The sequence below is a fragment of the Pantoea coffeiphila genome (assembly GCF_016909495.1).
Taxonomy (GTDB): domain Bacteria; phylum Pseudomonadota; class Gammaproteobacteria; order Enterobacterales; family Enterobacteriaceae; genus Erwinia; species Erwinia coffeiphila.
The window spans coordinates 118,104-130,626 of the sequence record NZ_JAFBFW010000008.1 but is presented as its reverse complement, the minus strand read 5'-3'; the positions used below and the strand labels follow the sequence as shown (position 1 = coordinate 130,626).

Here is a 12,523-nt window from a genome sequence, read left to right as displayed (position 1 = left end):
TTTAACCGCGTAGCGCCGCCAGGAAATGCGCTTTGACCCGTTCGCTGTCCACCGCCAGGCACAGTTTTTGAATGCCGGCAGCGGCAAACGGGTCATCGCGTGAAGCCAGCGGATGCAGCCGGTGCAGCGTCTGGCCGCGTGAGATCCCTTCCGTCACCACCCGCACCGGTGATTCGGTAATACCGAATAGTTCGGGATGATTCAGCCAGGCAATGGTCAGCGTATCGTGCAGCGCCATCCCTTCAAATCCTTCTTTCTCCAGGCTGTACTGCAGGTAGCTGCGGGAAATCGCCTCCAGCTCCGGTCGGTTCAGGCTACGAATGTCTTCTCCGCTAATCTGCACCTGGTGGGTCACATCCAGCGGCAGCACCACGATTTTCAGCTGTGAGCTGAGCACCTGATCCGCCGCGTGCGGATCTTTCCAGATATTGAATTCGGCAAACGGCGTGACGTTGCCGCCGTGGCCCAGCGTGCCGAAAGCGCCGCCCATAATCACCAACTGCGCCACCTTCGCCACGATATCCGGGGCCTGATTGATGGCGGTGGCGATATTGGTCAGCGGCCCGATGGCGACCAGAGTGATCGCTCCGGGATGCTGGCGAACGCTGTTAATAATAAAGTTAATGGCGTTATCCGCCTCGCCGCTGCACGGATTTTCAAAAACGCCGCCGAGGCCGTCTTTGCCGTGAACCTGAAGGGCGGGGGCGGAAGGCGCGCAGGCCAGCGGGCGCGAGCTGCCGCGATAAATCGGCACATCCAGGCCGATTTTCTGGCTGAACAGGCGGGCGTTTTTGACCGCCTGCTCCACCGGCACGTTGCCAAATACCGTGGTAATGCCGAGGATGTCGGTGCTTTTCGCCGCATAGGCCAGCGCGAAGGCGTCATCCACGCCGATATCGGTATCAAAAATAATTTTCTGCATCAGATTCTCCTTTCCGTAATGACTGACATCCCTGTGCGCGTTATCAGGTGGTCAGCAGGGTGTGCAGCGTCTGCAAGTCCTGTTTTACCATCTCCAGCTCCTGAGCAAAACGATCGTCTGAGAGCAGCGGCTGGCGGAACACCGTAATCAGCACCTGCGATCCGGTACCGTTGGCGACAATACGCATCGGCACGAAAATCTCTTTGCTGAGGCCGGTATCCACGTAGTGATCCATAATGCAGAACGGGTTATGTTCGGTAAAACGCACTTTCACCGCACCCAGCGGGCCTTTACCGCGCCAGATGTTGCCATCCTGCTCCAGCGGCGTTTTGCTCAGCCCGGAAGCCCATTTAGGAAAGAATTCCGGTTTCCAGATGGTTTCATATAAATCGACCCAGTTACGGGGAATAGCGATGCTAAGGGTATGTGAGGACAGCATAAAACCTCCGATCGATGATGAATCAACCCTTCATCGTTTAAAGTAAAGTGCAGATAGCGGATTTAAGCACCCCGGCAGACTAATGAGAAGTCTTTCACATTTTCACCTTTCCAGATCACGACACAGCTCCCACTTTCCGTTAACAAATCCCCATGGCCGATAACGGCTTGTTTTGCCGGACGGCGAGGCATATAACTACTCTTTCCGCTGACGGGATCGCCCTGCGGCAGTGAATTTTTATCAACGGGAGAAGTGAGTGAGACAAGGGGATATGGGTCGTTTACTGCTGCTTGCCGCCATCTGGGGCGCCAGCTTTCTGTTTATGCGGGTTGCCACGCCGGTTTTTGGCTCGCTGAATACCGCTTTTCTGCGCGTTTTCTTCGGTTGCCTGGGCCTGGTTGCGCTGCTGCTGATCCTGCGGGTGAAGTTTACCTTTAACGGTAAAGCGCTGCCCGCGGTGCTGCTGGGGGTGATCAACTCCGCGGTGCCGTTTGTGATGTACTGCCTGGCGGCAAAATGGCTGCCCGCAGGCTATTCCGCCATTCTGAATGCCACCACGCCGCTGATGGGCGTGCTGATCGGCGGCCTGCTGTTCAGCGAACAGTTTACGCTGCGTAAGCTGAGCGGCGTGGTGCTGGGATTAGCGGGAATTGTGCTGCTGACCACCACCGGCAGCCTGGCGCTGACCCACGATGTGCTGCTGGGCATCGCCGCCTGTCTGGTCGCCACCGCCTGCTACGCGATGGCCGGATTCCTCACCAAAAAATGGATCGGCGATCGCGGCGGGCTGGATGCCAAACTGGTGGCGCTCGGCAGCCAGATGGGGGCCACCCTGTTTATGCTGCCGATCTTTATCACCTCGGTCGCCGTCCAGCCCGCGATGGACTGGCAGCACCCCGGCGTCTGGCTCTGCGTGCTGGCGCTGGGACTGGTGTGCACCGCCTGGGCCTATATTCTGTTCTTCCGCCTGATTGCCGATATCGGTCCGTTGAAAACGCTCACCGTCACCTTCCTGATCCCACCCTTTGGCGTGCTGTGGGGCTACCTGTTCCTCGGCGAGACGATCTCCAGCGGCTTTATCGGCGGCGGGCTGGTGATTATCGTGGCGGTATGGCTGGTGACCGGTAGTGTAAAACCGAAGGCGCAGATTAAGGACGTCTCGCTGAAGTCCTGATGCCGCGCATTAGCCAAAAGATATAGCGGGTTAGCTTTTCAGTCATATTCACGGCCGCCGGGCGCATCACATACTGGGGGCCGTGACTCACTGAGGAAGATAACCATGACCGAGACGGTTTACGATCTCCGCTCCGCGCTGGCGCGGCTGGCGGCAATGGACGGCGAGCTGGTCAGCACCGACACCGAAGTTGACCCCCATGCCGAGCTGTCGGGCGTTTATCGCTATGTTGGCGCGGCCGGGACCACCCGGCGACCAACGCGTGAAGGCCCTGCGATGCTGTTTAATCGGGTGAAAGACTTTGCGGATTTCCGCGTGGTGACCGGGGTGCTGGCCTCGCGCCGCCGCGTCGGTGCGCTGCTGGGCTGTGAGCCGGACAGGCTGGGCCATCTGCTGATGAACTCGGTGAAAAATCCCCTTCCTCCCGTCCTGACGCAGAGCGCGCACATTCCCTGCCAGGAGGTGGTTCACCTCGCCAGCGAGCCGGGTTTTGATATCCGCACGCTGCTGCCCGCGCCGACCAATACCGAAGAGGATGCCGGTCCCTATTTCACCATGGGGCTGTGCTACGCCACCGACCCGGAAACCGGCGAGTCCGATATCACCATCCACCGCCTGTGCATGCAGGGGCCGGACGAGCTGTCGATGTACTTCGCCCCCGGGCGCCATCTGGACGTCTTCCGCGCGAAAGCGGAAGCGGCAGGCAACGCGCTGCCGATCACCATCAGCCTCGGAGTCGACCCGGCGATTTATGTCGGTGCCTGCTTTGAGCCGCCGACCACGCCGCTGGGCTTTGACGAGCTGAACATTGCCGGGGCGCTGCGCGGTAAGGCGGTAGAGCTGGCGCAGGGCGTGGCGGTGAATGCCCGGGCGATAGCCCATGCGGAGGTGGTGATCGAAGGCGAGCTGATGCCGGAGGTGCGCTACCGGGAAGATCGCAATACGAATACCGGTAAAGCGATGCCGGAGTTCCCGGGTTACACCGGGGCGGCCAATCCCTCATTACCGGTAATCAAAGTAAAAGCCGTCACCCATCGCCGCCATCCGATCCTGCAGCACACCATCGGCTGTAGCGAAGAGCACGTCAATATGGCCGGTATTCCCACCGAGGCCAGCATTCTCGGCATGGTGGAGCGGGCGATGCCGGGCCGCCTGCTCAACGTTTTCGCCCACTCCTCCGGCGGCGGCAAGCTGATGGCGGTGATGCAGTTTAAGAAAAGCATCCCGGCGGATGAAGGGCGCCAGCGCCAGGCCGCGCTGCTGGCCTTTGCGGCATTCCCGGAGCTGAAGCACGTGATGCTGGTTGACGAAGACGTGGACATTTTCGACAGCAACGACGTGCTGTGGGCGATGCAGACGCGCTATCAGGGCGATGTCGATACGGTCTTTATTCCCGGCGTGCGCTGCCATCCACTCGACCCGTCGCAGATCCCGGAATACAGCCCGAGCATTGCCGCGAAGGGTATCGCCTGCAAAACCATTTTCGACTGTACCGTGCCGTTTGCGCTGAAAGAGCATTTCCAGCGCTGCGAGTTTAAAGAGGTCGACGTGCGGCGTTTTCTGCCTGATTTTCACTATTGATACCTAAGCGGGCACGATGCGGGGTGTTTCTGTACCGAACGTTGGTGTAAAAAAGGCGTTATCAGGTTATCAGGTTATCGGGTACAGGAATACGCTGCGATGTTGAAACTCAAACCCCTGTATTACTTCAAAACGGTAGTGGAAAAAGGCTCGATTTCGGCGGCTTCTGCGGTGCTGTTTACCGCACAGCCGCCGATCAGCAAGGCGCTACAGCAGCTGGAAGCCCAGTGGGACGTGGTGCTGTTCGAGCGAACGTCGCGTGGGATGATCCCCACCGACGCCGGGCGCTACCTCTATCAGCGCGCCGGGGATCTGCTGTTGCAGGCGCAGAATATCGACAGCGAAATGCGTGCCTTCAGCGAGGGGCAGCGCGGCGTGGTGCGTCTGGGCTGCGTGGATATGGGCATCAGCCTGATGGCCGAAGCCATCGCCGCGCTGCGTTCGCGCTATCCCGATCTGCAATTCTCGCTGTATCAGGGTGACCCGCCGTGGCTGGAAGAACTGCTGGAGCGGCGCCAGGTGGATGCCGCGCTGATCCATTTGCCGCTGACGCTGAACCCGCACAATATCGCCAGTATCCCACTCAATCAGCTCAACGTCCGCGCCCTGTGCCTGGCCGATACACCGCTGGCCGCACTGCCCTGCGTCACGCTGGCACAGCTGGCCGCACAGCCGCTGGTGCTGCTGCGGCGTAAAACTGGTTTTGGCATGTACGATCGGGTGATGCAGTGCTTTACCCAGGCCGGGCTGACGCCGAACATCGTGGCGCAGGCCAGCGATCTGCCGGTAATGAAGCAGCTGGTGCGGCAGGGCGTGGCGGTGGCGCTGGTGCCGTCGCTGGCCGAGGCAGAAACTGAAGCCGGGCTGATCTCGCTCCCGGTGCCGGAGCTACAGTCCGCTGCCGACAGGCTGGCGCTGATTTACTACCAGCAGCATGTGGAGAGCGCGGTGCTGAAACCGCTGCTGGAATACTTCTTTTCGCGCTGATGGCCGTGCACATCCTGTGCGCCGCTACTGGGCTGAGCGGGCCATAACTGCTGAAAAATCAGTCCATTTTTATACTTTTTTTACACCCTGACCCCGCATTTTTACACCAACTTTGCACGCCGCTCGCAACAATATCAGCCATCTGAAACGCCTCTGGAGGTGTGCTGTGAGCGCTGCTGTTATAACCGGCATTGTGCTGGTGTTTGCCCTGTTGGGTTATCTGATTTATGCCCTGCTTAACGCGGAGGAGTTCTGATGGCTGCCTCCGCCTTTTTACTGATCGGCTGTTACATGGTGCTGCTGCTGGTGCTTGCCCGTCCGCTGGGCAGCGGTCTGGCGTGGCTGATTGCCGACCGTCCCGTGCCGGGGTTGGCCGCTACCGAGCGCCTGCTGTGGCGGGTGAGCGGCGTTGCGCCGGGGGGGATGAACTGGCAGCGCTATCTGCTGGCAATCCTGCTGTTTAACGCCCTTGGGCTGGTGCTGCTGTTCCTGATGCTGCTTAACCAGTCACACCTGCCGCTGAACCCGCAGGGGCTGCCGGGGCTGAGCTGGCATCTGGCGCTGAACACCGCGGTCAGCTTTGTCACCAACACCAACTGGCAGTCCTACGCCGGGGAAAGCACCCTGAGCTATTTCAGCCAGATGGTCGGCTTAACCGTGCAGAACTTCCTCTCTGCCGCCACCGGTATCGCCGTCGCCTTCGCGCTGATCCGGGGCTTTGCCAACCGCGCGCTGGACGATTTGGGTAACGCCTGGCGCGATATCACCCGCATCACCCTTTATGTGCTGCTGCCGCTCTCCCTGCTGATGGCGCTGTTCCTGGTCAGCCAGGGCGTAATTCAGAACCTGCACGGCTACGTGGAGCTGACCACGCTGGAGGGCGCGAAACAGGTGCTGCCGATGGGGCCGGTGGCCTCGCAGGAAGCGATCAAAATGCTCGGGACTAACGGCGGCGGCTTCTTTAACGCCAACTCCGCGCACCCGTTTGAAAACCCCACCGCGCTGAGTAACTTCGTGCAGATGCTGTCGATTTTCCTGATCCCGGCAGCGTTGTGCTTTGCCTTTGGCGACGCATTGCGCGACCGGCGGCAGGGCCACACGCTGCTGTGGGCGATGTCGCTGATGTTTATTGCCGCCGTGGCGGTGGTGATGTGGGCGGAGCTGCAGGGCAACCCGCACTTCCTGACGCTGGGGGCGGATACCGCCGCCAATATGGAAGGGAAAGAGACGCGGTTCGGCATCCTCAACTCCAGCCTGTTCGCAGTGATCACCACGGCGGCCTCCTGCGGTGCGGTAAACGCGATGCACGACTCCTTTACCGCGCTGGGCGGCATGGTGCCGATGTGGCTGATGCAGATCGGCGAGGTGGTGTTTGGCGGCGTGGGCGCGGGGCTGTACGGCATGCTGCTGTTCGTGCTGCTGGCGGTGTTTATCGCCGGGCTGATGATCGGTCGCTCGCCGGAATACCTCGGCAAAAAGATCGACGTCTGGGAGATGAAAATGACCGCGCTGGCGATCCTGGTGACGCCGACGCTGGTGCTGCTGGGCACTGCGTTGGCGATGATGACCGACGCCGGACGCAGCGCGATGCTGAACCCCGGCACCCACGGTTTTTCCGAAGTGCTGTACGCGGTTTCCTCTGCGGCCAACAACAACGGCAGCGCCTTCGGTGGCCTTAGTGCCAACACCCCGTTCTGGAACCTGCTGCTGGCGTTCTGCATGCTGGTGGGCCGCTTCGGCATCATCATCCCGGTGCTGGCTATTGCCGGTTCCCTGGCGCGGAAGAAAATCCAGCCGCAGGGCAACGGTACGCTGCCTACCCACGGCGCGCTGTTTATTGCCCTGCTGATTGGCACCGTGCTGCTGGTGGGCGCGCTGACCTTTATCCCGGCACTGGCCCTGGGGCCGGTGGCTGAACATCTGCACATGCTCAGTCGTTAACGAGCGGAGAATCACGAGATGAGTCGGAATCAACAGGCGCTGTTTGACAGCGCGCTGATCGGCGTGGCGCTGCTTGATGCGCTGAAAAAACTGGACCCGCGCGTACAGGTGCGCAATCCGGTGATGTTTGTGGTGTGGCTGGGCAGTGTCATCACCACGCTGCTGGCGATCGCCATGGCGACAGGGAAAACCCCGGGCGAGGCGGGCTTCACCGCCGCTATCTCCCTGTGGCTGTGGTTTACCGTACTGTTCGCCAACTTTGCCGAAGCGCTGGCGGAAGGGCGCAGCAAGGCGCAGGCCAACAGCCTGAAGGGCGTGACCAAAACCAGTTTTGCCAAAAAGCTCAGCGAGGCGCGCTACGGAGCCAGCCATCAGCCGGTGGCGGCGGACAGCCTGCGCAAAGGCGACTGGGTGCTGGTGGAAGCCGGGGATATCATCCCCTGCGACGGTGAAGTGCTGTCCGGCGGCGCGTCGGTGGATGAAAGCGCCATCACCGGGGAATCTGCCCCGGTGATCCGTGAATCCGGCGGGGATTTTTCCTCGGTGACCGGCGGGACGCGCATTCTTTCCGACTGGCTGGTGGTTCAGTGCAGCGTCAATCCAGGGGAAACCTTCCTCGATCGAATGATTGCCATGGTGGAAGGCGCAACGCGGCGTAAAACGCCGAACGAGATCGCCCTGACCATCCTGCTGGTGGCGTTGACCATCGTCTTCCTGCTGGCCACCGCGACGCTGTATCCGTTCTCCGCCTGGGGCGGCAGCACGGTCAGCATCACTGTACTGGTGGCGCTGCTGGTCTGCCTGATCCCCACCACCATCGGCGGCCTGCTGTCGGCGATCGGCGTGGCGGGCATGAGCCGCATGCTGGCGGCCAATGTCATTGCGACCAGCGGCCGCGCGGTTGAAGCGGCGGGCGACGTTGATGTGCTGATGCTGGATAAAACCGGCACCATCACCCTCGGCAACCGGCAGGCGACGCAGTTTCTGCCCGCGCCGGGCGTGACGGCGGAGCAGCTGGCCGATGCGGCGCAGCTGGCGTCGCTCGCCGATGAAACCCCGGAAGGGCGCAGTATTGTGGTGCTGGCGAAGCAGAAATTTAATCTGCGCGAACGCGATCTTAGCAGCATGGACGCCACTTTTATTCCGTTCTCGGCGCAGACGCGCATGAGCGGGGTTAACGTGCAGCAGCGTGCCGTGCGCAAGGGCGCGGTGGATGCAGTGCGCCGCCATATCGACAGTAACGGCGGCCAGTTCCCGCAGGAAGTGAACGGCCTGGTGGAACAGGTGGCGCGGGCGGGCGGCACGCCGCTGGTGGTCTGCGACGGCGCGAAAGTGATGGGCGTGGTGGAGCTGAAGGACATCGTTAAAGGCGGTATCAAAGAGCGCTTTGCTGAAATGCGCAAAATGGGTATTAAAACCATCATGATCACCGGCGATAACCCGCTGACCGCCGCCGCCATCGCCGCCGAAGCCGGGGTGGATGACTTCCTGTCGGAAGCCACGCCGGAAGCCAAGCTGGCGCTGATCCGTCAGTATCAGGCGGAAGGCCGCCTGGTGGCGATGACCGGTGACGGCACCAACGATGCGCCAGCGCTGGCGCAGGCCGACGTGGCGGTAGCGATGAACTCCGGTACTCAGGCAGCGAAAGAGGCGGGGAACATGGTCGATCTGGACTCCAACCCGACCAAACTGCTGGAGGTGGTGCATATCGGTAAGCAGATGCTGATGACCCGCGGGTCGCTGACCACGTTCAGCATCGCCAACGACGTGGCGAAGTACTTCGCCATTATCCCGGCGGCTTTTGCGGCGACCTACCCGCAGCTGAATATGCTCAACGTCATGCACCTGCATTCCCCTACCTCGGCGATGCTGTCGGCGGTGATCTTTAACGCGCTGATTATCGTGTTTCTGATCCCGCTGGCGCTGAAGGGAGTGAGCTATCGTCCGCTGAGCGCGGCGGCGCTGCTGCGCCGTAACTTGTGGCTGTACGGCGTGGGCGGGCTGCTGGTGCCGTTCGCCGGTATCAAGCTGATCGATATGCTGCTGACCGTTACCGGTCTGGCGTAAGGAGAACTATCATGAGTCAATGTCGCCCTGCACTGTTTTTACTGTTAATACTGACGCTGGTTGTCGGCGTATTTTATCCTCTATTGACCACCGGGCTGGCGCAGTGGTGGTTCCCGCATCAGGCCGCCGGTTCGCTGATTGAGCTGCGGGGAGAAGCGCGAGGTTCTGCACTGATCGGGCAGAACTTCAGCCAGCCGGGCTATTTCCAGGGGCGCCCTTCGGCTACCGGCGATGCGCCCTATAATCCGCTGGCCTCTTCCGGCAGCAACCTGGCGGCGAGCAACCCGGCGCTTGACCAGGCGCTGGAACAGCGTGCGGCGGCGCTGCGTGCCGCCAATCCGCAGGCCGTGGGTTCGATACCGGTGGATCTGCTGACCGCATCCGGTAGCGGACTCGACCCGGCGATTTCACCGCAGGCGGCGCGCTGGCAGGCTCCCCGCATTGCGGCGGCGAGGCAGCTGCCGCTGGGTGTGGTGCAGAATCTGATTGAGCAGCAGACTCAAACGCCGATGCCGGCGTTTATCGGCGACCCGACGGTCAACGTGCTGGCGCTGAATCTGGCTCTGGATGCCATGTAGTAGAAAGGTGGCCTTAATGGGCTGATGTAACGGGCCGCACGGCGATGTTAATCCGGTGCGGCTTTTCGCCGTTTTGATCACAGGGAGCATTATGAACGATGAACTCCAGCGCCCGGACCCGGATGCGCTGCTGCGCCAGGCGGCGGTTGAGGGCCGTGGCAAACTAAAAATCTACTTTGGTGCCTGTGCCGGGGTGGGTAAAACCTGGTCGATGCTGCAGGAGGCACAGCGCCTGCGCGGCCAGGGGCTGGAGGTGCTGGTCGGCATCGTTGAAACCCACGATCGCCCGGAAACCGCGGCGCTGCTGGCCGGGCTGACTGTACTGCCACGCCGCGCCACCGGGCAGCAGCGCTACCCGGAGTTTGACCTTGATGCCGCGCTGGCCCGTCATCCGGCGGTGATCCTGATGGACGAACTGGCGCACAGCAACGCCCGTGGCTCGCGGCACCCCAAACGCTGGCAGGATATCGAAGAACTGCTGGACGCGGGCATTGATGTGATGACCACGGTCAACGTTCAGCACCTCGAAAGCCTGAACGATGTGGTGGGCGGCGTGACTGGTATTCGGGTACGGGAAACGGTGCCGGACCCGTTCTTTGACGCCGCCGACGAAGTGGTGCTGGTGGATCTGCCGCCGGACGATCTGCGCCAGCGGCTGAAAGAGGGCAAAGTCTACATCGGTGCAGGGGCAGAGCGTGCCATCGAAAACTTCTTCCGCAAGGGCAATCTGATCGCCCTGCGCGAACTGGCGCTGCGCCGGACCGCCGATCGTGTTGACGACCAGATGCGCGCCTGGCGCGATACCCAGGGGCGGGAAAAAGTCTGGCACACCCGCGATGCGATCCTGCTGTGCATCGGCGACAACGGCGGCAGCGAAAAGCTGGTGCGCAGCGCCGCCCGGCTGGCAGGGCGACTCGACTGCGTTTGGCATGCGGTGTACGTGGAGACCCCGCGCCTGTATCGCCTGCCGGAAGCCCGGCGGCGCGGCATTTTGCGTACGCTCCAGCTGGCGCGCGATCTGGGGGCAGAAACCGCCACCCTCTCCGACACCCGCGAAGCCCGCGCGGTGCTGCGCTACGCCCGCGATCATAACCTCGGTAAAATTATCCTTGGCCGCCGCCCCAGTAAACGCTGGTGGCGCGAGCGCTTTGCCGATCGCCTGGCGGAGCTGGGGCCGGATCTCGATATTCTGATCGTCGCCCTCGACGATCCGCCAGCGGATGTCGGCCCGCCGCTGGCAAGGCAGAACGCAGCGAACGATAGCCGCTGGCGCGCGCAGCTGCACGGCTGCGTGGCGGCGCTGCTGCTGTGCGTTGTGGTGACACTGGCCGGGCGCTGGCTGCTGCCGCGCGTTGATTCCGTCAACCTGGTGATGGTCTACCTGCTGGCGGTGGTAGTGGTGGCGCTGCGCTATGGCCGCTGGCCGTCGGTGGTGGCCACACTGCTGAATATTATTGCCTTTGACCTGGTGTTTGTTGCACCCACCGGCACCATGGCGGTGTCGGATGTGCAGTATCTGGTGACCTTCGGCGTGATGCTGGCGGTGGGGGTGATCGTCGGCAATCTGACGGCGGGCGTGCGTTATCAGGCGAGGGTGGCGCGCTATCGCGAGCAGCGGGCGCAGCACCTGTACGGTATGGCAAAAGCACTCAGCCGCGCACTCAGCCAGCAGGACATCGCCGCGATCCTCCAGCACAGCCTGGAAAGTACCCTACAGGCGCGCAGCGAGCTGCATCTGCCTGATGAGCAGGGCGAGCTGAAGGTGGTGGGCGAACCGCATCTCAGCACTCAGCCGGATCGCGCCATCGCCCACTGGAGCTTTACCAAGGGCCAGCCCGCCGGTGCCGGGACCGACACGCTGCCCGGCGTACCCTGGCTGATGCTGCCGTTAAAAAGCGGCAGCGAGACGCTTGGCCTGCTGATCCTCGAACCGCTGAATCTGCGCCAGCTGATGATCCCGGAACAGCAGCGGCTGGTGGAAACCTTTACCGTGCTGATCGCTAACGCGCTGGAGCGCATGGCGCTCAGCCAGCGCGAGGCGGCCTCCAGGCTGGCGGCCGAGCGGGAGCAGCTGCGCAACGCGCTGTTATCCGCGCTTTCCCACGACCTGCGTACGCCGCTGACGGTGCTGTTCGGTCAGGCGGAAATCCTGACGCTGGATCTCGCCAGTGAAAACTCGCCGTATGCGCCGCAGGCCAGCGCGATGCGTGAACAGACGCTGAACACCATCCGGCTGGTCAATAATCTGCTGGATATGGCGCGGCTACAGTCCGGCGGCTTCCACCTTAAACGCGAGTGGATGGCGCTGGATGAGCTGATTGGCAGCACGCTGCGCACCATGAACGCTTCGCTGGCCGACCGCACCGTTCAGCTGGATCTGCCGCCGGAGCTGCTGCTGATTGACGTGGACGCACCGCTGATGGAGCGGGTGCTGGCGAATCTGCTGGAGAACGCGCTGAAATATGCCGGGGCGGAGGCCGAGCTGGGCATTCGCGCTCGCAGGACGGAGGGGGCGGTTTCACGGCTGGAGATTATCGTGTGGGACAGCGGTCCGGGGATACCTGCCGGGCAGGAGCGGAAGATTTTTGAAAAATTCTCTCGCGGCAATAAAGAGTCATCGGTGCCGGGCGTTGGGCTGGGGTTAGCAATCTGCCAGGCGATTGTCGCGATGCATGACGGGGAGATTCATGCGGAAAACCGCCCGCAGGGTGGCGCGAATTTTGTGATTTCGCTGCCGATGACGGCACCGCCGGAGCTTGAGGATTACGAGTGAACTTGGGGATAACTTGAGGATGAAGAAGACGGTGATGGAGTAAACGTACCTGGTATTATCC

General features: G+C 61.9%; 10 protein-coding genes. 8 read left to right on the top strand and 2 right to left on the bottom strand.

Annotated features, from left to right (window positions below):
- Nucleotide 1 precedes the first annotated feature (1 nt).
- Complete coding sequence (locus tag JOE09_RS22505) at nucleotides 2-922, bottom strand: nucleoside hydrolase (protein ID WP_205067397.1); 921 nt, start codon at nucleotides 920-922, stop codon at nucleotides 2-4.
- Nucleotides 923-965: 43 nt separating this feature from the next.
- Complete coding sequence (locus JOE09_RS22500; RefSeq protein WP_105593594.1) at nucleotides 966-1,361, bottom strand: polyketide cyclase; 396 nt, start codon at nucleotides 1,359-1,361, stop codon at nucleotides 966-968.
- A gap of 256 nt (nucleotides 1,362-1,617) precedes the next feature.
- Between JOE09_RS22500 and JOE09_RS22495 the strand changes: the two genes are divergently transcribed.
- From JOE09_RS22495 to kdpD, 8 genes are all read left to right on the top strand, one after another.
- On the top strand, nucleotides 1,618-2,535 hold the full coding sequence (locus JOE09_RS22495) for a DMT family transporter (RefSeq protein WP_338049381.1): 918 nt from the start codon (nucleotides 1,618-1,620) through the stop codon (nucleotides 2,533-2,535).
- A gap of 105 nt (nucleotides 2,536-2,640) precedes the next feature.
- A complete protein-coding gene (locus JOE09_RS22490) occupies nucleotides 2,641-4,116 on the top strand; it encodes a UbiD family decarboxylase (protein ID WP_205067396.1) in 1,476 nt (491 codons plus the stop codon).
- 99 nt (nucleotides 4,117-4,215) lie between these two features.
- Nucleotides 4,216-5,103, top strand: a complete 888-nt coding sequence (locus JOE09_RS22485; RefSeq protein WP_205067395.1) for a LysR family transcriptional regulator — start codon at nucleotides 4,216-4,218, stop codon at nucleotides 5,101-5,103.
- A gap of 166 nt (nucleotides 5,104-5,269) precedes the next feature.
- Nucleotides 5,270-5,359 carry a K(+)-transporting ATPase subunit F gene (gene kdpF / locus JOE09_RS26395; RefSeq protein WP_105593590.1) on the top strand — a complete coding sequence of 30 codons (90 nt, stop codon included), beginning with the start codon at nucleotides 5,270-5,272 and terminating at the stop codon, nucleotides 5,357-5,359.
- Nucleotides 5,359-7,044, top strand: a complete 1,686-nt coding sequence (gene kdpA, locus JOE09_RS22475; protein ID WP_205067394.1) for a potassium-transporting ATPase subunit KdpA — start codon at nucleotides 5,359-5,361, stop codon at nucleotides 7,042-7,044. The genes kdpF and kdpA overlap by 1 nt, the downstream gene beginning before the upstream one ends.
- A gap of 18 nt (nucleotides 7,045-7,062) precedes the next feature.
- Nucleotides 7,063-9,111, top strand: coding sequence for a potassium-transporting ATPase subunit KdpB (gene kdpB / locus JOE09_RS22470; protein WP_205067393.1), 2,049 nt, complete (start codon nucleotides 7,063-7,065; stop codon nucleotides 9,109-9,111).
- A gap of 11 nt (nucleotides 9,112-9,122) precedes the next feature.
- A complete protein-coding gene (kdpC, locus tag JOE09_RS22465; RefSeq protein WP_205067392.1) occupies nucleotides 9,123-9,689 on the top strand; it encodes a potassium-transporting ATPase subunit KdpC in 567 nt (188 codons plus the stop codon).
- Nucleotides 9,690-9,780: 91 nt separating this feature from the next.
- Complete coding sequence (gene kdpD / locus JOE09_RS22460) at nucleotides 9,781-12,462, top strand: two-component system sensor histidine kinase KdpD (protein ID WP_205067391.1); 2,682 nt, start codon at nucleotides 9,781-9,783, stop codon at nucleotides 12,460-12,462.
- Nucleotides 12,463-12,523 lie beyond the last annotated feature (61 nt).